At 69.7% G+C, this 21,777-nt stretch carries 20 protein-coding genes and 1 tRNA gene; 7 read left to right on the top strand and 14 right to left on the bottom strand.

Annotated features, from left to right (window positions below; genetic code table 11):
* Positions 1 to 19 precede the first annotated feature (19 nt).
* Positions 20 to 910: a glycerophosphodiester phosphodiesterase family protein gene (locus tag IMT31_RS09165; protein ID WP_413544396.1), complete on the bottom strand. Its 891-nt coding sequence runs from the start codon at positions 908 to 910 to the stop codon at positions 20 to 22.
* Positions 911 to 1,080: 170 nt separating this feature from the next.
* On the opposite strand from IMT31_RS09165, the gene IMT31_RS09160 reads away from it, so the two are divergent.
* Complete coding sequence (locus IMT31_RS09160; RefSeq protein ID WP_413542521.1) at positions 1,081 to 2,415, top strand: DUF445 domain-containing protein; 1,335 nt, start codon at positions 1,081 to 1,083, stop codon at positions 2,413 to 2,415.
* A gap of 13 nt (positions 2,416 to 2,428) precedes the next feature.
* Here the strand turns inward: IMT31_RS09160 and IMT31_RS09155 are convergent, their stop codons facing one another.
* The 4 genes from IMT31_RS09155 to IMT31_RS09140 form a co-directional block, all read right to left on the bottom strand.
* The gene (locus tag IMT31_RS09155) at positions 2,429 to 3,454 is read right to left on the bottom strand and encodes a hypothetical protein (RefSeq protein WP_345357762.1); all 1,026 of its coding nucleotides are present in this window, start codon (positions 3,452 to 3,454) and stop codon (positions 2,429 to 2,431) included.
* A 34-nt stretch (positions 3,455 to 3,488) separates the two neighbouring features.
* On the bottom strand, positions 3,489 to 4,229 hold the full coding sequence (locus IMT31_RS09150) for an alpha/beta hydrolase (protein WP_413542520.1): 741 nt from the start codon (positions 4,227 to 4,229) through the stop codon (positions 3,489 to 3,491).
* Between the two features lie 2 nt (positions 4,230 to 4,231).
* Complete coding sequence (locus tag IMT31_RS09145; protein ID WP_413542519.1) at positions 4,232 to 5,623, bottom strand: endonuclease/exonuclease/phosphatase family protein; 1,392 nt, start codon at positions 5,621 to 5,623, stop codon at positions 4,232 to 4,234.
* Positions 5,624 to 5,964: 341 nt separating this feature from the next.
* Positions 5,965 to 6,037, bottom strand: a tRNA-Lys gene (locus tag IMT31_RS09140).
* Positions 6,038 to 6,167: 130 nt separating this feature from the next.
* Here IMT31_RS09140 and IMT31_RS09135 point away from each other — a divergent pair.
* The 3 genes from IMT31_RS09135 to IMT31_RS09125 all read left to right on the top strand — a co-directional run bounded on the left by IMT31_RS09135 (position 6,168) and on the right by IMT31_RS09125 (position 8,738).
* Positions 6,168 to 6,842, top strand: coding sequence for a hypothetical protein (locus IMT31_RS09135; protein WP_345357410.1), 675 nt, complete (start codon positions 6,168 to 6,170; stop codon positions 6,840 to 6,842).
* Positions 6,843 to 7,086: 244 nt separating this feature from the next.
* Positions 7,087 to 7,713: a hypothetical protein gene (locus IMT31_RS09130; RefSeq protein WP_413542518.1), complete on the top strand. Its 627-nt coding sequence runs from the start codon at positions 7,087 to 7,089 to the stop codon at positions 7,711 to 7,713.
* A 5-nt stretch (positions 7,714 to 7,718) separates the two neighbouring features.
* Entirely contained in the window at positions 7,719 to 8,738 is a 1,020-nt protein-coding gene (locus IMT31_RS09125) for an inorganic phosphate transporter (protein ID WP_413542517.1), read from the top strand.
* Between the two features lie 157 nt (positions 8,739 to 8,895).
* Here IMT31_RS09125 and pstB read toward each other — a convergent pair whose 3' ends face one another.
* The 4 genes from pstB to IMT31_RS09105 all read right to left on the bottom strand — a co-directional run bounded on the left by pstB (position 8,896) and on the right by IMT31_RS09105 (position 13,109).
* Positions 8,896 to 9,675 (bottom strand): phosphate ABC transporter ATP-binding protein PstB, encoded by a 780-nt coding sequence (pstB, locus tag IMT31_RS09120; RefSeq protein ID WP_345357401.1) that lies wholly within the window; start codon positions 9,673 to 9,675, stop codon positions 8,896 to 8,898.
* Positions 9,676 to 9,706: 31 nt separating this feature from the next.
* Positions 9,707 to 10,891, bottom strand: coding sequence for a phosphate ABC transporter permease PstA (gene pstA, locus IMT31_RS09115; RefSeq protein ID WP_345357399.1), 1,185 nt, complete (start codon positions 10,889 to 10,891; stop codon positions 9,707 to 9,709).
* Positions 10,891 to 11,859: a phosphate ABC transporter permease subunit PstC gene (pstC, locus tag IMT31_RS09110; RefSeq protein WP_345357396.1), complete on the bottom strand. Its 969-nt coding sequence runs from the start codon at positions 11,857 to 11,859 to the stop codon at positions 10,891 to 10,893. Before pstC ends, pstA begins: the two co-directional genes overlap by 1 nt.
* Positions 11,860 to 12,008: 149 nt before the next feature.
* Complete coding sequence (locus IMT31_RS09105) at positions 12,009 to 13,109, bottom strand: phosphate ABC transporter substrate-binding protein PstS (RefSeq protein ID WP_413542516.1); 1,101 nt, start codon at positions 13,107 to 13,109, stop codon at positions 12,009 to 12,011.
* 333 nt (positions 13,110 to 13,442) lie between these two features.
* On the opposite strand from IMT31_RS09105, the gene IMT31_RS09100 reads away from it, so the two are divergent.
* Both IMT31_RS09100 and radA read left to right on the top strand, forming a co-directional pair.
* Positions 13,443 to 14,615, top strand: coding sequence for an FUSC family protein (locus tag IMT31_RS09100; protein ID WP_413542515.1), 1,173 nt, complete (start codon positions 13,443 to 13,445; stop codon positions 14,613 to 14,615).
* Positions 14,616 to 14,681: 66 nt separating this feature from the next.
* Complete coding sequence (gene radA / locus IMT31_RS09095) at positions 14,682 to 16,082, top strand: DNA repair protein RadA (protein WP_413542514.1); 1,401 nt, start codon at positions 14,682 to 14,684, stop codon at positions 16,080 to 16,082.
* A gap of 1 nt (position 16,083) precedes the next feature.
* Here radA and IMT31_RS09090 read toward each other — a convergent pair whose 3' ends face one another.
* Positions 16,084 to 16,812: a hypothetical protein gene (locus IMT31_RS09090; protein WP_413542513.1), complete on the bottom strand. Its 729-nt coding sequence runs from the start codon at positions 16,810 to 16,812 to the stop codon at positions 16,084 to 16,086.
* Positions 16,813 to 16,901: 89 nt separating this feature from the next.
* Between IMT31_RS09090 and IMT31_RS09085 the strand changes: the two genes are divergently transcribed.
* A complete protein-coding gene (locus IMT31_RS09085) occupies positions 16,902 to 17,822 on the top strand; it encodes an A/G-specific adenine glycosylase (protein WP_413542512.1) in 921 nt (306 codons plus the stop codon).
* A gap of 29 nt (positions 17,823 to 17,851) precedes the next feature.
* Here the strand turns inward: IMT31_RS09085 and IMT31_RS09080 are convergent, their stop codons facing one another.
* From IMT31_RS09080 to IMT31_RS09065, 4 genes are all read right to left on the bottom strand, one after another.
* Positions 17,852 to 18,109: a CsbD family protein gene (locus IMT31_RS09080; RefSeq protein ID WP_413542511.1), complete on the bottom strand. Its 258-nt coding sequence runs from the start codon at positions 18,107 to 18,109 to the stop codon at positions 17,852 to 17,854.
* Between the two features lie 34 nt (positions 18,110 to 18,143).
* Positions 18,144 to 18,668 (bottom strand): amino-acid N-acetyltransferase, encoded by a 525-nt coding sequence (locus IMT31_RS09075; protein ID WP_345357380.1) that lies wholly within the window; start codon positions 18,666 to 18,668, stop codon positions 18,144 to 18,146.
* Between the two features lie 125 nt (positions 18,669 to 18,793).
* A complete protein-coding gene (locus IMT31_RS09070) occupies positions 18,794 to 18,991 on the bottom strand; it encodes a hypothetical protein (protein WP_345357377.1) in 198 nt (65 codons plus the stop codon).
* Positions 18,992 to 19,148: 157 nt separating this feature from the next.
* Positions 19,149 to 21,683 (bottom strand): ATP-dependent Clp protease ATP-binding subunit, encoded by a 2,535-nt coding sequence (locus IMT31_RS09065; protein ID WP_345357374.1) that lies wholly within the window; start codon positions 21,681 to 21,683, stop codon positions 19,149 to 19,151.
* Positions 21,684 to 21,777 lie beyond the last annotated feature (94 nt).

The raw sequence follows: 21,777 nt of genomic DNA, 5'->3' as shown, positions 1-21,777 counted from the left end.
GGCCGAGACTCCGGACCCTTCAGGCCCCCATGGTGGTCAGCACCCTCTCACGCCGGCGGACCCGCTCGAGCACGCGGGCCGGCAGGTTCGTGGTGATCTGCTGGACGCCCGCCCTCAGCAGCAGGTCCACGTCCTCGTCCCGGTCCGCCGTCCACACCCGCAGCGTCCGCCCGGACGCCAGCCAGGCCTTCACGTCCGCCAGGTTCTGCCGCACGTACTCCACGCCGGGGCCGGCAATCCCGGCGCGGCCCTCCCAGATCAACCGCTCCGCGTCCGCCACGGCCTGACGCAGGGTGGCCCGCACGGCGGCGCGGCTGAGCGGGCCCAGGTTGAAGCGGCTGGGCACCGGGACCGTGGGCACCACGGTCAGCAGCTGGCAGAGGTGCTCGGTGTCCACGGTGGGGGCCAGATACTGCAGGGAACCGGCGTAGAAGCTCATGAAGGAGATCTCCACCGCCCCGAGGCGGGAGGTCTCCGGGTCCCAACCGGCGCCGAGCAGCCAGGACAGCGTCCGCTCCTCGAGCTCGTGGCCGAACGGGCTGGGATGCTTGAGCTCCAGGGCCAGTCTCACGGGCCGGCCGGCGGCGGCCAGCAGCTCCACCAGCTCCGGCAACGCCAGCAGCTGCGCGGAGGCCGGGCCGTAGTGGGCGGGGATCCGCACGCCCTTCCAACTGTGGAAGTCCAGCCGCCGCAGTTGGGTCAGGGTGTGGTCCGCCACGGCCCCGGACCCGTTGGAGGTGCGCTCCAGGGTGCCGTCGTGCAGGCACACCAACTGCCGGTCCCGGCTCAGGTGCACGTCCACCTCCACGCCGTCCGCCCCCTCGGCGAGGGCGTGCAGGAACGCGGCCCGCGTGTTCTCGGCGAAGGCCGCGGAGGAGCCGCGGTGGGCGATCACGAGGGGCCGCCGCAACGGCGTCCCGAATGATTCAAGGGTGGTGCGGGGGTGGTGGGGATGGGTGCCGGGAGTGTGGAGTGCGGACACACCGTGAAGGTTACGCGCCCATCCGGCCCGGAACGCGGACCCCCGGGCGACGGGCTGGTTAACTTGTGCTGACACTTTGACTCCTCATCGGAGGACCCATGCAGCAGCCCAGGCCCGACGCCGGCCCCGTCCGTCCCAGCGCATCCGCCGCTCCCGCGGCGGCCGGCCCCTCCCCTGCCGCCCACCCGGCCCCCACGGAGGCCGGGCGTGCGGCGGCCCTGCGCCGCATGAAGGCCGTGGCCACCGGCCTGTTGGTCCTGCTGGCGGTGATCTTCGTGATCTCCTTCGCCCTGCAGGACGACTATCCGTGGCTGGCCTACGTGCGGGCTGCGGCCGAGGGGGGCATGGTGGGCGCGTTGGCGGACTGGTTCGCGGTCACCGCACTCTTCCGACACCCGATGGGCCTGAAGATCCCCCACACCGCGATCATCCCGCGCAAGAAGGACATGATCGGCGAGTCCCTCGGATCCTTCGTGCAGGAGAACTTCCTGGACGGGGACGTGGCCCAGGAGAAGCTGGCCGGTCTGAAGCTCGCCGGCCGGGCCGGGGGGTGGCTGCGGCAGCAGCCGAACGCGGAGCGGGTCGCCGCCGAGGTCAGCGCCTCGGCCGAGGGCCTCCTGGACGCCACGGACGACGTCCTGGTGCGGGACCTGCTGGCCAACCTCGTCCAGCGGCACATGGTGGAACCCGAGTGGTCCCCCACCCTCTCCGAGCTGCTGGGCAAGGTGACCGCCGAGCGGCATCAGGACAAGGTGGTGGACCTGCTGGTGACCCGCACCGGGGACTGGGTCGCCAGGCATCCGGAGTTCTTCGTCCACAGCGTCCGCCAGCGCTCTCCGCAGTGGGTGCCGGAGGTCGTGGACCAGTTGCTGGCCGAGCGTATCCACGCCGAGGCCCTGAAGTACCTGGCGGCGGTGCGGGATGACCCGCAGCATGAGCTGCGCCGCTCCGTGGACACCTGGCTCGCGGACCTCGTGGCCGATCTGCGCCGGGACCCGGAGACCCAGGCCAAGGTGGAGCAGGCCAAGAAGGACCTGTTCAACGACCCTCGCATGCGCGAGTGGGCCGGGCGGGCCTGGGCCACCACCAAGTCAGCCCTGCTCGCACAACTACGGGACACCGGCTCGGACCTGCACCGCGCCCTCGTGGCGGCGCTGCAGGACCTGGGGGTGCGACTCCAGGAGGATGCCGTCCTGGCCGGGCGGGTGGACGGCTGGGCCTCGGACGGCGCCCAGCACCTGGCTCGGCGCTACGGCCCGGAGCTGGTGGGGATCTTCGGCGAGACCATCCAGCGGTGGGACGGTCGGCAGGCCTCCCGAACCATCGAGCTGTACATGGGCCGGGACCTGCAGTTCATCCGGATCAACGGTTCGATCGTCGGCGCCCTGGCCGGACTGGCCATCTACACGGTGGCCACCCTGGCGCTCGGCTGAACCGCTCCGCTGGTCAGCTCCGCTTCGAGGCCGCCTTTCGGCTCCGGCGGTGCTCGGCGCGGGCAGCCTCCACCTCCGCGGCGAACGCCTCCGGATCCTCGCCCTGCAGTTCCGCGAGGGTGCCGTCCGCCCGCAGCGAGTCGAGGTCCGCGCGGATGTCCTCCTCGAGCAGCTCCCTCAGGTCCGGATCGGAGTCCTCGTCGGTCTGGCCGTCCCCGGCGGACGCCCCCTGACCGGTGACCGCCTTCGCGGACCTCCGCCCAGTGGGCACCGCCTTCAACTCGGCCGACAGCCCTCCTGGAAGGGCCGCGGGGAGGGGACCGAAGATGTTCTGGGCGGCCTTGATCACGCCCTTGCCCATGGCGCGGTTGCCGACGCCACCGATGACGGCTCCGATCCCGAAGGGCACCAGCCGGCCGAGCATCCCCGCGCCCTGCCTGATGATGAACTTCTTCATGAACATGCGCTTCATCTGCTGGAACAGCACATCGGACATTCCCGAGGCGCCGGTGATGGCGGCCACTGCGCCACCCAGGGGCCCGGGGCCGGATCCATTGGCCTGGCTGGAGAAGTCGCGCAGGATCCTCCGGCCGTCGTCGCCGAGCATCACGGCCATGACCAGCGTCTGGGCCCGCTGCGGATCCTCGGTGGACACGCCCATCAACTCCGCCACGGACTGCGCGTAGAGCGCGGTGGTCTCGAGGAACGCCACCGTGGCGGCGGCGGAGAGGCCCAGGGCGGCGGCGGTACCGACGCCCGGGACCACGGCCGTCCCACCGGCCGCGGCACCCTCACCCGTGACCGCCATCAGGTATTGGTTCCCCAGCCGCTCGGCCAGTTGCGCCGGGGTGTCCTCCGGATGCCTGCGCAGCAGGCGGTTCAGGTTGCGCAGGACCAGCGGGCGCTGGACGTCCACGGCCTTGAGCACGATCTTCTGGAAGGCAGGGGTCGGGTTCCCGTGCTGATCGACGGCGCGGGTGATGGCGAAGTCGGTCACCTTCTGGCCGGCGACGGACTTGATGATCGATTTCCTTGCCATGACTGGCCTCCTGTGACTGGTCCTGGCCGTGATCCTACTGGCCGGCGGCCCGCAGGGTGTGCTTGAGGAAGATCCGCACGTCGCGGGCCTCCTCGGCGCTGGTGCCATGGCCCATTCCCACGTAGGTGCGAGCCGTGAGCCGGGCGTGGGTGTCCAGCCAGTCGGCGGTGTACGCGATCGCGTCGGGGTTGATGACCAGGTCTTCCACGTCCCGGCCCCAGAAGAAGGGCCTCGGCCCAGGCCCCTCCTGCGGGCTGTCCAGGGTCTCCAGCAACGGGTTGGACAGGACGAAGCCACTGAGCCCCACCACGCAGTGGAAGGCCTCCGGCCGCAGCCGATACGCGGTGGAGGCCATCGCCATCCCCTGGGAGTGTCCCAGCAGGGCAACCCGCGCGAAACCGTGCCGAGTGACCTCCTCCGCGTCCAGGAGGTCGAAGATCCGGTGGGCGGCGGCCATCACCTCGGCGAAGTCGTTCGTCAGGAAGTAGTCCAGCAGGAACCAGCCCCAGGCACCGGGTTCAGGTCCGCCGGGGCCCGCGCCGCGGTCATCGGTTCCGTCCGCCACAGGTGACCGGCCGGCGTCGATCTCGAATCCGCCGCGGACGGCCAGCCCGGTGGTACCCTCCGGCAGCATCCCGAAGTAGGCCTGGGCCGCACGGACCTCGTTGGACCCGTAGCCATGGACCACGAGCACCAGGTCAGTCCCGGCCCGCTCGGCCGCCGGCCGAGACCAGACCACATGGTGGCCGGTGGAGAGGGTCTCGCGTTCACCCACCGTCAGTCGCTTCCGCCACCCGAGAGATCCAGGTCAGCCCAGACCAGCCGGTGCTCGCTCGGGGTGGTCTCGTTCGGTTCCCCGGCCTCGCCACCCGGTGATTCGACACGCGTCAGCTGCGAGCCCAGTTGCCCGGGAAGCGGCCAGAACACGCCGGCGGCCGTCGCAGTGAGCGAGGACGAGGGCAGCAGGAAGTCGGAACGGGACAGGGCCCATTCCCCGCCCTCCCGGCCCAGCACCTCGGTGGCGTCCGGCTGGTCCCCGTCCAGGTTCTCGGCCCCCGTGGACACGGGCTCTGGATCCTGGATGAGCTCGGACTCCAGCATCCCGGCCACGGCGGAGGGGTGATCCGTGCCCTCGAGAGCCGTGCCGGTCAGGGGACCGAAGTCGCCGGCCAGCACGAAGCGCTCATCGGTGGCCAGCCCGCCCGGCTCCCCCTCATCATCCACGATGTACTCGTCCTGGCCGGTTCCGGCCGCGAGGTAGTCGGCCCAGAAGCGCATCTCGTCATGATGGCGTTCCGCCCCCGTGGGGCCATCCTCTGCCCGGCTCGGCTGGGCCGCCAGGATGTGCACGGTCTCCCCGTCCACCTTGACCGGGATGTCCCAGTGGGAGGAGGAGGACAGCCGGAGCACGGAGAGCTCGAGCTCCGAGTAGGCCCCCTCGGGGATGGCGTGGCCCGGCATGGCCGTCCAGGGGAGTTCGCGGAACGTGCGGATCCCGTCGCTGTCCAGGGGGTACCGCGAGTACAGGACCATGCCGTTCTGGCCGGCGAAGTCCCCCGGGCCGAAGGCGTCCCCGGGGCCGCCGATGACGCCGTCGTTGTCCAGGTCCGCCCCGGTGTCCACGCCGTTGTTGACCTCGGAGACATACATGTAGGGGTAGTCGATGCCCCGTTGCCCCCCGGTCCCGACGGCCAGGTAGTTGGTGCGGAAGGACTGGGCCACCTCCTCGCCACCGTCCACGTCCATGTCCGTCAGGAGCACCACGTCCGGCGCGGTCCGCTGCACGGTCTCCGCGACCTGGAGTCCCTGCTCGTCGCCGGGCTCGGACAGGTCCTCGGCCAGCCCGCCCGGGGCCGAGCGGCTCAGGCCGGCGGAGAACGTGGCCACCCGGAGGTCCCCGTCCGCGGCTTCGGGAACCTGACCCGACTTGATCCACATCATCTGGCGCAACAGGTCCGGGTTCGAGGGAAGGGAGTCGCCGAGGTCCATGGAGGACAGGCGCTGCGGAGCGGAGGACACCGCGGCCGTCGCGGAGGAGGCGGGAACCGCTGCACCAGCGGTGGCTGCCAGGGCCCCGGGTGCGCCGAGGAGAGCCGCTACGGCGGCCACTGGCGCGAGGGTACCGCCGAGCATCATGACGCGGCGGAGCACCCGGGAGGAAGCACTCATGCCTACCAGCGTAGGCATGGACTCGGACTTCGGGGAAGGCCGGGCGGGGGCCGCCCCAACCCGGTTCGGGCACCGTCCACCGGGCGCTCCGCCCCCAGCTCCGGGACCGAGTTCCGCCGGAGCAGTGCGTGTCGCGTCCGCCGGCTCGGTCTCGGCCGCCGGGCCCGAGGGCTGGGAGAAGGTGCCGGTTGATACGCAGCAGTTATCAAATCTTGATCATTCACCTCTGTGCGAGATGTTCCTGCAACATTCAGGGAGGTGACCCGGCCACGGGGGCGGAGGCAGGCGTCCGAAGACCACGGCGGCCCCCGCCCCTGTTCGGGACGGGGGCTGGTGCGCGGTGGGCCCTGCGGGGATCGAACCCGCGACCCGCGGATTAAAAGTCCGATGCTCTGCCAACTGAGCTAAAGGCCCCTCGAACGGCCGGTGGCCGCATCCCATGGTAGCGGAACCGGCCCGGCGCGGACGGCGTACCGTGGGGTGCGCGCCGCGCGATCCCGCGGGCGGCGCCCCGTCTCATACCCCAGGAAAGGCGATCTTCCCCGTGACCTCCTCCCGGAACCCCTCCGGCCGGTCCCCGAGTTCGACGGCGGCCGGCACCGCCCGCCACCACCGGCCTCGGCCCTTCGCCCCCGAGCAGTTCGCCGCCTTCGCGGGCGGCTCAGACCCTGCCGCGACGGCAGAGGGGGCGGCCCTGCTGGCCCGCGCCCTGCTCGACGGCGGCCACTCCGGCGCTGACGACGCCGCGGTCCGTCGGTTGGTCGATCTGGTCGAGGAAGCCGGGATCGACACCGTGGCCGGCCTCTGGGCCGACGCCCCGGCCGTGTCACTGAGCGGCGCCCTGTGGCGCCTGTACGCCCTGAGCACGGCCACCGCCCGGAACGGCCGGCAGTGGTCCGCCTGGTACCGGGCCGGCCACGGGGCCCACGTGGCGCGGGCCGTGGCCGGTGCCGTGGAGCCGCCGGGTGCGCGCGAACTGAAGCAACTGACGGACCACATCCTCACCGGCGCCTTCACCGGTGACTTCGGGGTGGCCCTGGAACGGGCCGCCGCCTACTGCCGCGTGGTCTGCCTTGGGCAGGCCCACCATTCCGAGGCCCTCGAGGCCGGCAATCCCGCTCAGGCGGCCGCCCTGCTCAACCGCGCCAAGCGACTGCTGGGCACCGCCGAGGAGCTGGAGGACGCGGCCGCCGCGTGGCGGCAGGGAGTGCTCGACTGAGCCCGCCCGCCGGCCCGTATTCCCGCGTATTCCCGCGGGCGTTCACTTGTGCTGATGGCTGACAGCACGGCTGCCGGTGGACAGCCGCCGCCCGAACCGCGCACACTGGATACCGGTGCCGGGCCGCGGTAACCCCGGGCTCCAATATTCTGCCGCCACGAGCGGCCACTCGCCGAGAGGCGTTCCCGGTCCGGCACCGTCCCGAACTCCCGCCATGGATCGGGGCGGGATACCCTGAACCTTGATGAACTTCTCACTGTCCTCCCTCCTCGCTCCGGACACCGCGAGCCTCGATCACCTGGCCGCCCTGGCGGAGGGGCTGGGCTCCGCAGTGCATCAGGTGGCGCAGTTGATGGGTGCCTCCAAGGCCACCACCGCGGAGTTCGACACCGGGCTCAAGGACATCGACAGCGCGGCGACGGCGCACCACATGGCCCTGCTGACGAGCCTGCGCAGCTCCTACATCACCCCGCTGCCACGCCAGGACCTCTACTTGATGGCGGACGGCCTGAACAACGCCGTGGAGAGGGTCTGCAACGCAGGGTTGCTGATCATGGCCACGGAACAGTTCCGACTCCCGGCCGAGGCCATGGACATCCTCGAGAACCTGGGACGGCAGGCCGAACTGTTGGAGGAGGCCGTGACCCAGTTCCGTGACCTCGACGGCCTCGAGGAGACCTGGATGCAGCTCCAGCGCAACTCCAAACGCGCCGAGCGCGTCATGATCGAATGGGTCTCCAGCATGACGGGCGACCTGCTCCAGCGAAGCTACAACCGCCAGCGGGAGGCCGCGCACGCCGTGGACGCCGCCATCGTGGCCGTGCGGCAGATCACCGTCCATGTGGGCAGCATCCTCGTGCAGGAATCCTGACCCACGTGGCTCCCCTCGACCTGGTCCTGCTGGGCCTCGTGCTGCTCCTCACCCTGGGCTACGGCCTGCTCAACGGCATGCGAGATGCCCCCAACGCCATCGCCCTGCCCGTCCGCAGCCGTGCACTCACGCCGGGCGCGGCGCTCCTGCTCGCGGCGGCCATGAACCTGATCGGCGGCATCCTCGCCGGCGGCCTGATGACCGCCGTGTGGCACGCACTGCCCCCCGCCATCCCCGACGGCGGACCTGGACTGGTGATGGCGCTCGTGGCCGTGGCCGTGGCCATCGCCTGGGGATACGCCGCCTGGCGTCGCGGAATCCCCGTTTCCATGACCCATGCCCTGATCGTCGGACTGATCGGGGCCGGTGTGGCCCTCTCCATCACCGGCCACGCCTCCTTCCAGGGCATCTGGACTCCCGTCCTGGTCACGGCCATGCTGCTGGGCCTGGTCCTCTCTCCCCTGCTGGCATGGTTCCTGTCCTGGCTGCTCGTCACACCTGCCACGTGGGCCGCACGTGACGCGGCCCCCGGTGCCGTCAACCATGCCGCCCGCATGTCACTGTCCATCTCCGGGGCCGCCAACGCACTCGGGCACGGGGTCCAGTCCGGCCAGCGCATGACCTTCGTGACCGCCATCGCCCTCTCGGCCATCGGCCACCCCGAGGCCTTGGTCTGGTGGGTGCCCGTGGCCGCCGGACTGGCCCTGGGACTCGGCACACTGTTCGGTGGCTGGCGCATCGCCCACACCCTCACCGACACGCTGGTCCGCCTGGACCCCCTACGCTCCGCCGTGGCCTCGCTCGTCAGTGCCGGGCTGCTCTTCGTGGGCTCCTTCGCCTTGCACCTTCCGCTGTCCTCCACGCACGCCGCCACAGCGGCCATCCTCGGCGCCGGCGGCAATCAGCGCTACACAGCGGTGCGGTGGTCCCAGGTCAAGCGGGTGGTCTGGTACTGGTTGGCCACGCTCGTGGTCCCTGCCGCAGCGGCCATGATCCTCGCGGCGGCCTTCTCCCCACTGTTCTGAGCCTGATGAGCCGGCGGACAGGTCCGCCTGCCGTCCGCGGCCCAGGCGAGGCCCGCGCGTCGTGCCCCTTGGCCGCACGTTCGCCCCTTGAAGCACCCCTCAAAGCACTGTGCGGGCCGTCCCCACGGAGGGGACGGCCCGCACCACGCGGGGTGACTCAGCCGAAGCGGCCGGAGACGTAGTCCTCGGTCTGCTTGTTGCCGGGGTTGTTGAAGATCACCGAGGTCTCGTCATACTCGATGAGCTTGCCCGGCTTGCCGGTGCCGGCGATGTTGAAGAACGCCGTCTTGTCCGCCACGCGGGCGGCCTGCTGCATGTTGTGCGTCACGATGATGACGGTGTATTCGTCCTTCAGCTCGTTGATGAGGTCCTCGATCGCCAGGGTGGAGATCGGGTCCAGGGCGGAGCAGGGCTCATCCATGAGGATCACATTCGGCTCCACCGCGATGGAACGGGCGATGCACAGGCGCTGCTGCTGGCCACCGGACAGACCCGAGCCGGGCTTGTCCAACCGGTCCTTGACCTCGTTCCAGAGGTTGGAGCCGCGCAGGGACTTCTCCACGATGCCGTCCGCCTCAGACTTGGACATCCGCTTCCCGTTGAGCTTGTGACCGGCCAGGATGTTGTCCCGGATGGACATGGTGGGGAACGGGTTGGGCCGCTGGAACACCATGCCGACCTGGGTGCGAACGGTCACGGGGTCCACGCCGGGGGCGTAGATGTCCTCTCCGTCCATCAGCAGTCGGCCTTCCGCGCGGGCCCCGGGCAGGACCTCGTGCATGCGGTTGATGGTTCGCAGGAAGGTGGTCTTGCCGCAGCCCGAGGGGCCGATGAAGGCCGTGACCGAGCGCGGCGCAATGGAGATGTTGACGCCCTCCACAGCCAGGAAACTGCCGTAGTAGACGTTGAGGTCGATGGCCTCGATGCTCTTTGACATGTGAGTTCCTCTGTCTTTCAGTCTGCGCGGCTTAGCGGCCGGTCTTCTTCGGCGCGAAGGCCTTGGCGATGATGCGGGCTGCCAGGTTCAGCAGCATCACGATGACGATCAGGACCAGCGCCGCGGCCCACGCGCGGTCCGCCGACGGCAGGCCGGCGGCCGGTGCCGTCGGGTTCATCAGCTGGCGGTAGATGAAGACCGGCAGGGCCGTCATCCACTCGCCGAACGGGTTCCAGTTCGTGGCCGCCGCATAGCCAGCCGTCACCAGGATGGGCGCCGTCTCTCCGGTCACCCGGGCGATCGCCAGGGTGATGCCGGAGGCGATGCCGGACATGGCCGTGGGAAGCACCACCTTGAAGATGGTCCGCCACTTGCGCACGCCCAGGGCGTAGGACGCCTCACGCAGCTCGTTCGGGACCACGCGGAGCATCTCCTCCGTGGAGCGGACGACCACCGGGACCATCAGCACGGAGAGCGCGATGGCCGCCGTGAGGCCCATCTTGATCATCTGCAGGTGCCGAGGCGACTCGCCGATGAACGTGGTGATGAACAGCTCCATCAGGGCGAAGGCGAACAGGCCAGCCACGATGGAGGGGATGCCGGTCATGACGTCCACGAAGAACACGATGGCCCGGGAGAACAAACCGCCCCTGCCGTACTCGACGAGGAAGATGGAGGTCAGCAGGCCGATCGGCACGGAGATCACGGTGGCCAGCAACGTGATCATCAGGGTGCCGACGAGGCCGTGCAGGAAACCGCCCTGCAGTGGCGCCCCCTCATCCACGGTGGAGATGTCATCCGCGCCCGTGACGCCGCTCATGTCCGTCCAGAGCAGCTGCGGGCTGGACAGCAGGGTGGGCAGTCCGTTGGCGACCACGGTCCAGATCACGGAGACCAGCGGAATCAGGGCCAGGATGAACGCGGCCCACACGAGGTTGCGCCAGATGCCGTCCGTGGCGCGGCGCTTGGTCTCGACGACGTAGGTGGTGACGTACATGCCCAGCACGTAGAGGATGGCGGCGAAGATCAGCCAACCGGTCCAGCTGAAGGTGCCGCCGCCGAGCAGGGCGGTGATACCGGCCGCGAGGACCAGGGCTCCGACGAGGACGGCGATCCAGGTCCAGCGCGGCATCTGGCCCGCCGTCAGGGAGTTCCTCTTCGATCCGCCCGGCAGGGGGGCGCGGCCCCGGGTGGTGGTGTCAGTTGAGGTGGTCATCAGTTCGCTCCCGAGAATTCCTTGTGCCGGTTGACGATCCAGCGCGCGATCATGTTGACCACGAGGGTGATGATGAACAACATGAGGCCGGCCGCGATGAGTTCCGACTGGCGCATGCCGAAGGCCTCGGGGAAGTTCAGCGCGATCTCGGACGGGATGGTCTGGTTGGCGCCGGAGGAGATCAGGCTCCAGGAGAAGGCGCCGCCGGACAGCACCAGGGTCACGGCCATGGTCTCACCGAGGGCGCGGCCGAGGCCCAGCATGATCGAGGAGATGATGCCCGCCCGGGCGAAGGGGAAGACGGTCATCCTGATCATCTCCCAGCGGGTGGCACCCAGGGCCAGCGCCGCCTCCTCGTGCAACTTCGGGGTCTGGATGAAGATCTCGCGGCACAGGGAGGTGATGATCGGCAGGATCATCACCGCCAGGACGACCGCCGAGGTGAGCAGGGTACGGCCGGTGGTGGAGGCGTTCCCTCCGAAGAACGGGATCCACCCCAGGTACTCACCGAGCCACTGGTAGATGGGCACCATCCCACCGGCGAGGGTCGTCATGCCCCAGGCGCCGAAGACCACCGAGGGGATGGCGGCCAGCAGGTCGATGACATAGCCCACGGGAGTCGAGAGCGACTTGGGCGCGTAGTGGGAGATGTACAGGGCGATGCCGACGGCCACCGGAGTGGCGATCAGGATCGCGATGATCGACGCGATCAGGGTTCCGGCCATGAGCGGCCAGACGTACTGCCAGAACGTGTCCGCACTCTCGATGCTCTCCGCCTCGGAGAAGACCGTCGGCCACATGGCCGGCAGTGATTCCACCACGAGGAAGATCGCCACGAAGGCCAGGACCATCAGGATGATGACGCCGGCAGCGAGGGCCAGGCCGGAGAAGACCTTGTCCCCTGCGGCGCCGCCGCGCGACGCCTTGAGCGACGATTCCCTCGCCGGCTCAGTGGCAGTTTCAGTCACGGTGACTCCCCTCGGAGTTCGTGGTGCGGGTTCGATTCCCGCATCCCGGGTATTGATGGCGTGTAAAGCATGACACAGCCGCCGACCCTGCTGGAGAGGGTCGGCGGCTGGATCAGATGGCGGTCACAGACGGCCGATACCGGCCGTGATCAGCCCTGGACGGAGATGGCCTGGATGGACTCCAGGGCGGACTCACGCGTGGACTCGGAGATCGGCGCGTTGCCGGCGGACTCCTCCGCGATGGCCTGGCCGTCCTCGGACACCACGTACTCGCCGAAGGCCTTGGCCATGTCAGCGGTCTCCTGGTCCTGGTACTGGTTGCAGAAGATGTGGTAGGAGACCAGGACGATCGGGTAGACCCCGGCCTCCTCGGTGGTGCGGTCCAGCTCCACTGCGCCGGCCTCGCCCTCCGAGGCGGTCTCGACGGCCTTGGCAGCGGCGTCTGCGGAGTACGGCACGTACTCCTCGCCGACCTGCACGGCCACGGTGCCCAGGCCTCCGATCTGGGAGGCGTCGGCGTAGGTGATGGCGCCGTCAGTGGACTCGGTCAGGGAGACGACACCGGAGGTCTGCTGAGCCGACTCGGCGGTGATGTCCGAGGGCCAGGTCTCGACGACGTCGTAGGTCCAGGACTCCGGGGCGGCGGCGGTGAGGTACTCGGTGAAGTTCTCGGTGGTGCCGGAGTCATCGGCGCGGTGCACCACGGTGATCTGGGTGTCCGGCAGCTCGGCATCCGGGTTCTGGTCGGCGATGGCCGGATCGTTCCAGGTGGTGATCTCACCGGCGAAGACCTGGGCGATGGTCTCGGCATCCATGTTGACCTCGTCGACACCCTCGAGGTTGAAGGCGACGGCGACCGGGGAGATGTAGGACGGGACGTGGAAGACGCCCTCGGGGCCACAGATCTCCTCGGCGGAGGCCATCTCCTCTTCGTCCATCGCGGCGTCGGAGCCGGCGAAGGAGTACTGGCCGGCCAGGAAGCCCTCACGGCCGGCGCCGGAGCCCACCGGGTCGTACTGGACGGTCAGGTCAGGGCTGACCTCGGTGACGCCATCGGCCCAGGCGGTCATGGCGGACTCCTGCGAGGAGGCGCCACCACCGATCAGGGTGCCCGAGACCTCGGCCGGGGCCGCGCCTTCGGAACCGGCCGACGAGTCCTCGGTGGAACCGCCGTTGCCGCCGCAGGCGGTCAGGGCGAGCGCGGCGACGGACAGTACGGCGGCGGAGCGGCCGATGCGGAGAGCCTTCACAGATTTGCCTCTTTCGAGTTTGACGACAGTGCGGTCGAGGATGGCACGCCACGATTCTGGCAGTGACATACGAAGCAGGCAGGGATCCTGCTGGCCTCGGTCCATCAGCGAAGGTATGGGCTGAAGGTGTCGCGCGGGGCGGTTGAAGATTAACGCAACCTTAACGATCACCCGCCACCCGGTTCGGGCCGCCGCCACCGCCGGCCGGACGGCCCAGCAACGGCACGGAATCCCCCGAAAGACCCGGACGATCAGCAGTTTCCCCTGGTGAGCAATCTCACGCCGCGGCCCGGCGTCCGGACCTGCTGGCAGCTCCGGCCTAGGCTAGATGCCGTGGAACACCAGTCCACGTCCGGCTCCGCCTGGACGAGAACCAAGGTCAGTACGCGGCAGGGATGGACCCGCACGCGTTCCTTCGCCGCGCGCCGGGCCCGCTCCGGGGCCGCCCGCGTCCGCTCCAGCCTGGTCCCGGCGGCCATCACGGCCCTGTGCGCCGTGCTCGCGTACGTCTTCGCCGAGCTCGTCCTGGGGCACGAGGGCCCGCTGTTCGCCGCCACCGCGGCGCTCATCGCCCTGGGCTTCAACCGCGACCCGAAGGTCCGCAAGGTCATCGAGGTGGCCGTGGGCTGTACCCTGGGCATCCTCATCGGCGACCTCATGCAGGCGGTCCTGGGCCAGGGGTACTGGCAGGCGGTGCTCGTGGTCTTCACCTCGATCCTGGTGGCCCGCTTCATCGACTCCGGCGCCACCTTCACCCTGCAGATGAGCCTGCAATCCGTTCTGGTGGTGCTGCTGCCCGCCGCCGAGGGCGGGCCGTTCACGCGCAGCCAGGATGCGATCGTGGGCGGTCTGATCGCCCTGCTGGTCACCCTCCTCTCCCCCCGGAACCTGCAGAAGGACGCGGCCACCGGGCTGCGGGACCTCTACGCGACCCTGACGACTTCACTGCGAGACTGCTCCGAGGCGCTGCGCTCCCACGAGTCACGGACCGCGTGGATGGGCCTCGTGGCCTGCCGCAACACGCAGCCCGCCCTGGACGACCTGCGCAAGGACGTCCGCAACGCCCAGGAGGTCGCGACCTTCTCACCGATCAAACGCCGGTCCAAGGCGGGCCTGGCAGAGACCGCCCACACCGTCGAGAAGTCGGATCTGGCCGTGCGCAGCATGCGCGTCGTCGCCCGGCGGGTGATCAGCGTGATCGACAGCGGCACGCTGGGCGAGGACGGAACCACCCAGTTGGCCGACTGGTTCGACGAGGCGGCGGACGCCGTCGGGATCCTTGGCCGCTCCCTGGGGGAGCCCTCCGCGGCCGGCCGCCACAAGTCCCTGTCCGTGGCCCGGGACGCCCTCGGCGGCGCCGCCGCCCGGCTCGATCCGGCGGAGCTGGGGGCGGGCACCCTGCATTCCGAGGCGCTCGTGATGCTGCTGCGCCCCATGATGGTGGATCTGATCGAGGCCACCGGCGCCTCCCATGACGATGCCGTGGGGTACCTGCCCCGGCTGTGAGCGGGCCGTCCACAGACGACGGCGGCCGTCACCTATCGCGTCCACCGCCCCGACTACGCTTGATCCATGGCGTCCAAGACCACCAAGCGAGCGAATCCCGGCTACCGCTGCAGCGAATGCGGCTGGAGCACCGTCAAGTGGGTGGGCCGCTGCGGTGAGTGCCAGGCCTGGGGCACCGTGACCGAGTCCGGGGCGGACGCCTCCTCCGGGCGGACCCCCGCTACCACCGTGGCCACCCCCGCCGTGCCCATCGGTGAGGTCGACGCCTCGCAGGCGCGCTTCCACACCACCGGGGTCTCGGAACTGGACCGCGTCCTGGGCGGCGGGCTCGTGCCGGGTGCCGTGGTCCTCATGGCCGGGGAGCCGGGCATCGGCAAGTCGACCCTTCTGCTGGACGTGGCCGCCAAGGTGGCCCGGCACCGCCGGCCGGAGGGTTCCACGCGCTCCGTGCTGTACGTGACCGGGGAGGAGTCCGCGGCCCAGGTCCGGTTGCGCGCCGACCGGATCGGCGCCGTGGCGGACACCCTGTTCCTGGCCGCGGAGACGGACCTGGGCCGCGCCCTGGGGCACCTCGAGAAGGCGGAGCCGGACCTGCTGATCGTGGACTCCGTCCAGACCCTCCAGTCCCAGTCCGTGGACGGCACGGCGGGCGGCGTGACGCAGGTGCGTGAGGTGGCGGCCAGCCTGATCAACGAGGCCAAATCCCGCAACATGACCACCATCCTGGTGGGGCACGTGACCAAGGACGGATCGATCGCCGGCCCGCGGCTGCTGGAGCACCTGGTGGACGTGGTGTGCCAGTTCGAGGGCGAGCGGCACTCACGCCTGCGCCTGGTGCGTGCCGTGAAGAACCGCTACGGCCCCACGGACGAGGTGGGCTGCTTCGACCTCGGAGACGGCGGGATCGTGTCCCTGGAGGACCCCTCCGGGCTGTTCCTCTCCGGCACGGCGAACCCCGTGGAGGGCACGTGCGTCACGGTCACCCTGGAGGGGCGGCGTCCCCTGGTGGCCGAGGTGCAGTCCCTGCTCACCCCGACCGGGCAGGGCAGTCCACGCCGCACGGTCAGCGGGTTGGACGCGGCCCGCATCAACATGATCCTGGCCGTCCTGCAGCGCCGGGCCGGATTCCCCCTCAACCAGGACGACTGCTACGTGGCCACCGTGGGCGGGGTCCGGCTGACCGAGCCGGCCTCTGATCTCGCCGCCGCACTGGCGATTGCGAGCGCCAAGCTCAACGCGGTGGTGCCCAAGGGCCTGATCGCCTTCGGGGAGCTGGGACTGGCGGGAGAGGTCCGTCCGGTGCCCGGCATCGGACGCCGGATCCGAGAGGCGGCCCGGCTCGGGTTCCGCCGGGCTGTGGTGCCCAAGTCCCCCGAACCGCTGGGCGATCTGCCCGAGGGGGTGCGGGTCGCGGAGGTCCACACCCTGACCGAGGCGCTGGAGACCATGAAGGCCTGGGTCGGCTAGGTCACTGCAGCGTGAAGGTGACCGGCTGGGCCTGCAACTCTCCCAGCGAGACCTCGAGCCGGTAGGTGCCGCGGCCCAGCTCGGAGTCCATCTCCGCGCAGTCGGGTCCGGTGCGGACGCGGGGCCAGGTGAGCCGGGCCTGCTCCTGCTCGTCCGGCGAGACCTCCACGAGCGCGTCCTCACCCTCCTGGCACTCCTCGGTGGAGAAGATGCGGTCTGAGCCCGAGTAGACGGTGAAGACCTGCTGGGAGGTGCCGAGGTTGGCCTCGCACGGCTCCTCGCCGGTGTTGTCCACCCGCAACTCGAGGACTGGCTCCTCGCCCGTCGAATACGAGGGCTGGTCGGTGGCCGCCGAGATCACGATGTCCCCGGGCGGGCAATCGCCGGCCGCGGCGGCATCAGCCGAGGCGGAGGTCGATTCAGTGGAGGAGGCGGAGGCCGATGCGGTGGACGAGGGGGAGGCGGACTCCGAGGCGGAGCCAGAAGGCTCATCGGACGGCGCACCGGAGGACCCGCCGGGGGACGGGGTGGCCGGTGCGCTGGAGCCCGAAGGCTGCGTGGGGCCGGCATCCTCCGGGGCCGGGCGGAACAGGGAGACCAGCCACCAGACCAGGCTCACGAGCAGAGCCAGCACCACCACGATCATCACCACGGCCACCAGCCGGCGGCGGCGGTACACCTCCGATGATTGGGGTCTCAGCAGGTCGTTGGTTCGCGGGTCACCGGGCATGCCTCCAGCTTATGGAACCGACCGCCCTCCCCGGGCCCGGCCACGCCGAGAAGACCGGTGGGCGCGGGGCGCGCACTACAGTGGACGGCATGTCTACGCCGGTCATCACCGCCACCCTGCACCGGCGCATCAACGGCTGGTTCGAGTCCGAGGGCCGTGCGCTGCCGTGGCGCGAACCCGAGTGCGGTGCATGGGGGGTCCTGGTCAGTGAGATCATGCTGCAGCAGACCCCCGTGGTCCGGGTGTTACCCGTCTGGACGGCCTGGATGGAACGCTGGCCCACACCACGGGACCTCGCCGCAGAGCCCCCCGCCGAGGTGATCCGCGCCTGGGGCAGGCTGGGCTACCCCCGCCGGGCCCTCCGCCTGCAGGCCGCGGCCGCGCAGATCGCGGGGCGGCACGGCAACATGGTCCCGGACACCGCTCCGGAACTGCTGGCCCTGCCGGGTGTGGGCACCTACACGGCCGCCGCCGTCGCCTGCTTCGCCTTCGGCCGCCCGGAGGTGGTGGTGGACACGAACATCCGCCGGGTTCACGCCCGGCTGGTCTCGGGCCGCGCCCTGCCGGAGAAGTCCCTCACCGCGGCCGAGATGGACCTGGCCCGAGATCTCATGCCCGGCGAGCCGGATGAGGCCTGCCGGTGGAACGCGTCCGTGATGGAACTGGGCGCCCTGATCTGCACCGCGCGCTCCCCGCGCTGTGGACAGTGCCCCGTGGCCGAGGTCTGCGCCTGGCGCGAGGCCGGCATGCCCGAGCCGCACTACAGACCCACCGGGCAGGCCTGGGCGGGCACCGACCGTCAGGTCCGCGGTGCCATCATGGCCCTGCTCAGGGATGCCGGTCGGGTCCCCCTCGGCGAGATCCCCGAGCGCGCCGCAGCAGCCGGGACCCTGGGTGCTCACCGCCCGGACTCGGCCCAGTTCGAGCGCTGTGTGGCCGGTCTTCTTGCGGACGGCCTGGCCTCACGGGACGACGAAGGCCCGGAACCCCTGCTCAGCCTGCCTGGCTGAACCGGGGCCCGGGCCCATTCGTGAGCGGTCTACTTGTTGTTTCCGCCGAAGAGATCCTTGGCCGCGTCCTTGACGTCCTCGACCTTGTCCTTCAGGCCGGCCTTCGCTTCGTCGGCGCGGCCCTCATTCTTGAGTCGATCGTTGTCCGTGGCCTCGCCCAGACCCTGCTTGGCCTGGCCCTTCAGCTCTTCGGTCTTGCTCTCAAAGCGGTCTCCGGTACCCATATGTTCCTCCTCGCTTCGGCGTGCGGTCGGCTGACGCCGGCGCATCACCAGCCAGTCAATCATGTCCGGGCCCGGCCCGGCACCCCCGGACTGCCCTTCACTCTCCGCCGTCCAGCCGGATGATCATGCGGGTGTTGCCGAGCGTGTTCGGCTTGACCCGGGCGAGGTCCAGGAACTCCGCCACACCCTCGTCCTGGGAGCGGAGCAGCTCGGAGTAGACCTCCGGGTCCACGGCGGACTGATCGGCCATGACGGTGAAGCCGTGTCGAGTGAAGAACTCGACCTCGAAGGTCAGGCAGAACACCCGTGACACCCCCACCGCCCGGGCCCGCTCGAGGAGGCGGTCCAGGATCAGATGGCCGACCCCCTGGCCACGCCACGCTCCGGACGTGGCCAGGGTGCGCACCTCGGCGATGTCCTCCCAGATCACGTGCAGCGCTCCGAACCCCGCGAGGGAGGCGTCCGGGGCCTCGGCCACCTCGAACTCCTGAATGGCCTCGTAGTAGGCCACTGCCTCCTTCTGCAGCAACACCCTCTCCCGGGCCAGTGGCTCCACAAGGGATCGGATGGCTTGGACGTCTTGGGTCCGTGCCGGCCGGATGAGTAGTTCGGTGGAGTCCATCGGTTCAGTCTAGGACGGCAAGGCGGGCCCTGTCCGGGACAGCAAAGGACCCGCCCCGGAGGGGGCGGGTCCTTTCGGCATCAGGTGCCGCTACATCTCGCGGTCGGGCTCATGCCCAAGCCGGATCAGTTCTCGTTGTTGTTCTGCTCGCCGTCGTTCTGGCCGCCGAGGAACTTCTCCTGTCCGCCGTCAACGACCTCGTTGATCTTGTCGCCGTGCTCGCCCAGCTTGTCGCCGTGCTGCTCCTGCGCGCCGTCAACGACCTCGTTGATCTTGTCGCCGTGCTCGTTGGCCAGGTTTCCGAGATTGTCTGCGAAGGACATGAGTGACTCCTAAGATCGGGAAGACGGCGAGTACCGCGTCGGCCCCTCCGTACCGCCATTCGGCGATGTCCCCAACCTAAGGGTCGTGGGCCTCTGCGATCAAGCCTGCAGGCTGGGAATCCCCTGATCAACGCCTGATCAATCAGGGAACTCCCTCCTACTGGTCGGCAGTCGCCTCGATCTCCCCGTGCTCGGGGGCGGGGTCCAGGGCCGCTGGCTGTTGGGAGACGCTGAACGTCAGCTTCCCCGTCTCGCCCTCGCCCTCCAGGTCCACGCTGATGGCCGAGCCAGGCGTGATCTCCCCGAAGAGGATCCGCTCCGAGAGCTGGTCCTCCACGAGGTGCTGGATGGTCCGGCGCAGCGGGCGGGCGCCCATGGCCGGATCATACCCCCGGTCGGCCAGGAACTCCTTGGCCGGCGTGGACAACGTGATCGTGAGATCCTGCTCGTCCAGCCGCTTCTGCAGGCGCGCCACGAACAGGTCCACGATCTGCACGATCTCGCCCTTGGACAGCTGCGGGAAGACGATCACGTCATCCACGCGGTTGAGGAACTCCGGCCGGAAGTGCTGGCGCAGCTCCTCCTGGACCTTGCCCTTCATCCGGTCATAGCCCGTCTGGGTGTCCGCGGCGGATTGGAAGCCCGTCATGACGCCCTTGGAGATGTCCTTGGTGCCCAGGTTCGTGGTCATGATGATCACGGTGTTCTTGAAGTCGACCACTCGGCCCTGGGAATCGGTCAGACGGCCGTCCTCCAGGATCTGCAGCAACGAGTTGAACAGGTCTGCGTGGGCCTTCTCGACCTCGTCGAACAGCACCACGGAGAAGGGCCTGCGGCGGACCTTCTCCGTCAGCTGGCCGCCCTCCTCGTATCCCACGTATCCGGGAGGGGCACCGAAGAGCCTGGAGACCGTGTGCTTCTCCTGGAACTCGGACATGTCCAGGGTGATGAGGGCCTCCTCATCACCGAACAGGAACTCGGCCAGCGCCTTGGCGAGCTCGGTCTTGCCGACGCCCGTGGGGCCGGCGAAGATGAACGAGCCGGAGGGGCGGTTCGGGTCCTTGAGACCGGCCCGGGTACGGCGGATGGCCTGGGACAGGGACGCGATCGCCTCGTTCTGGCCGATGACCCGGTGGTGCAGCTCGGACTCCATGTTGCGCAGGCGGTCCGTCTCCTCCTCGGTGAGCTTGAACACGGGGATGCCGGTGGAGGTGGAGAGCACCTCGGCGATGAGATCGTCATCCACCTCGGCGATACCCTCCGAGACAGAGGTGCGCCACTCCTCTTCCCTCTGGTTGCGCTCGTCCGTGAGCTTCTGCTCCGCGTCCCGCAGGTTGGCCGCTCCCTCGAAGTCCTGGCCGTCGATGGCCGCCTCCTTCTCGGCGCGGACCTCCGCGATACGGGCCTCGTACTCCTTGATCTCCGGCGGAGTGGTCATCCGCTTGATGCGCAGGCGGGCACCGGCCTCGTCGATGAGATCGATGGCCTTGTCCGGCAGGAACCGGTCCGAGACATACCGGTCCGCCAGGGAGGCCGCCGCCTTCAGGGCACCGTCCGTGATGGAGACGCGGTGGTGGGCCTCGTAGCGGTCACGCAGGCCCCGGAGGATCTCCGTGGTCTCCTCGACAGAAGGCTCATCGACCTGGATCGGCTGGAACCGACGCTCCAGGGCCGCGTCCTTCTCGATGTGCTTGCGGTACTCGTCCAGCGTGGTGGCGCCGATGGTCTGCAACTCTCCGCGGGCCAACATCGGCTTGAGGATCGAGGCCGCGTCGATGGCCCCCTCTGCCGCACCAGCACCCACGAGGGTGTGGATCTCGTCGATGAACAGGATGATGTCCCCGCGGGTCCGGATCTCCTTGAGTACCTTCTTCAGGCGCTCCTCGAAGTCACCGCGGTAGCGAGAACCGGCCACGAGTGAGCCCAGGTCCAGCGTGTACAGCTGCTTCTCCAGGAGCGTCTCGGGGACGTCATTGCGCACGATCGCCTGGGCCAGGCCCTCCACGACCGCCGTCTTGCCGACGCCGGGCTCGCCGATGAGAACGGGGTTGTTCTTGGTGCGTCGGGACAGCACCTGCATGACCCGCTCCATCTCCTGGGAACGGCCGATGACCGGGTCCAGGTTCCCCTCCCGCGCGGCGGCGGTCAGGTTGCGGCCGAACTGGTCCAGCACCACGGAACCCGCCGGGGCCCCCTCGGACTGGCCGCCGGCCGAGACGCCGGCTCCGGCCGTCTCCTTGCCGCCGGCGCCACCCTGGTAGCCGGACAGCAACTGGATGACGGTCTGGCGGACCCTGTTCAGGTCGGCGCCGAGCTTCACGAGGACCTGGGCGGCCACGCCCTCACCCTCGCGGATGAGGCCGAGGAGGATGTGCTCGGTACCGATGTAGTTGTGGCCGAGCTGCAGAGCCTCCCGCAGGGAGAGCTCCAAGACCTTCTTGGCCCTCGGCGTGAACGGGATATGACCGGAGGGGGTCTGCTGACCCTGACCGATGATTTCCTGGACCTGCTCGCGCACGGCGCCCAGGGAGATGTTGAGCGACTCGAGGGCCTTGGCGGCCACTCCTTCGCCTTCGTGGATCAGACCGAGCAGGATGTGCTCGGTACCGATGTAGCTGTGGTTGAGCATGCGCGCCTCTTCCTGCGCGAGCACCACCACCCGCCGGGCGCGGTCCGTGAATCTCTCAAACATTTGGGCACACTCCTTGCTGACTGTGGTGTCGATGCTACGCACCGTCAGACGACTTCGGGCGGCTGTTCGCCACTGGGAGAACAGCCGCCCGAGT

It is taken from the genome of Citricoccus nitrophenolicus, assembly GCF_047305825.1.
Classification (GTDB): Bacteria; Actinomycetota; Actinomycetes; order Actinomycetales; family Micrococcaceae; genus Citricoccus; species Citricoccus nitrophenolicus.
This window is presented reverse-complemented; position numbering and strand designations above follow the sequence as displayed.

What these genes read in the sequence shown, in the direction of transcription:
- IMT31_RS09160 (WP_413542521.1), top strand. Translation starts at nt 1,081, where the DNA reads ATGCAGCAGCCCAGGCCCGACGCCGGCCCCGTCCGTCCCAGCGCATCC.
- IMT31_RS09155 (WP_345357762.1), bottom strand. Translation starts at nt 3,454, where the DNA reads ATGGCAAGGAAATCGATCATCAAGTCCGTCGCCGGCCAGAAGGTGACC.
- IMT31_RS09145 (WP_413542519.1), bottom strand. Translation starts at nt 5,623, where the DNA reads ATGAGTGCTTCCTCCCGGGTGCTCCGCCGCGTCATGATGCTCGGCGGT.
- IMT31_RS09130 (WP_413542518.1), top strand. Translation starts at nt 7,087, where the DNA reads ATGAACTTCTCACTGTCCTCCCTCCTCGCTCCGGACACCGCGAGCCTC.
- pstB (WP_345357401.1), bottom strand. Translation starts at nt 9,675, where the DNA reads ATGTCAAAGAGCATCGAGGCCATCGACCTCAACGTCTACTACGGCAGT.
- pstA (WP_345357399.1), bottom strand. Translation starts at nt 10,891, where the DNA reads ATGACCACCTCAACTGACACCACCACCCGGGGCCGCGCCCCCCTGCCG.
- radA (WP_413542514.1), top strand. Translation starts at nt 14,682, where the DNA reads ATGGCGTCCAAGACCACCAAGCGAGCGAATCCCGGCTACCGCTGCAGC.
- IMT31_RS09090 (WP_413542513.1), bottom strand. Translation starts at nt 16,812, where the DNA reads ATGCCCGGTGACCCGCGAACCAACGACCTGCTGAGACCCCAATCATCG.
- IMT31_RS09085 (WP_413542512.1), top strand. Translation starts at nt 16,902, where the DNA reads ATGTCTACGCCGGTCATCACCGCCACCCTGCACCGGCGCATCAACGGC.
- IMT31_RS09080 (WP_413542511.1), bottom strand. Translation starts at nt 18,109, where the DNA reads ATGATTGACTGGCTGGTGATGCGCCGGCGTCAGCCGACCGCACGCCGA.
- IMT31_RS09075 (WP_345357380.1), bottom strand. Translation starts at nt 18,668, where the DNA reads ATGGACTCCACCGAACTACTCATCCGGCCGGCACGGACCCAAGACGTC.
- IMT31_RS09070 (WP_345357377.1), bottom strand. Translation starts at nt 18,991, where the DNA reads ATGTCCTTCGCAGACAATCTCGGAAACCTGGCCAACGAGCACGGCGAC.
- IMT31_RS09065 (WP_345357374.1), bottom strand. Translation starts at nt 21,683, where the DNA reads ATGTTTGAGAGATTCACGGACCGCGCCCGGCGGGTGGTGGTGCTCGCG.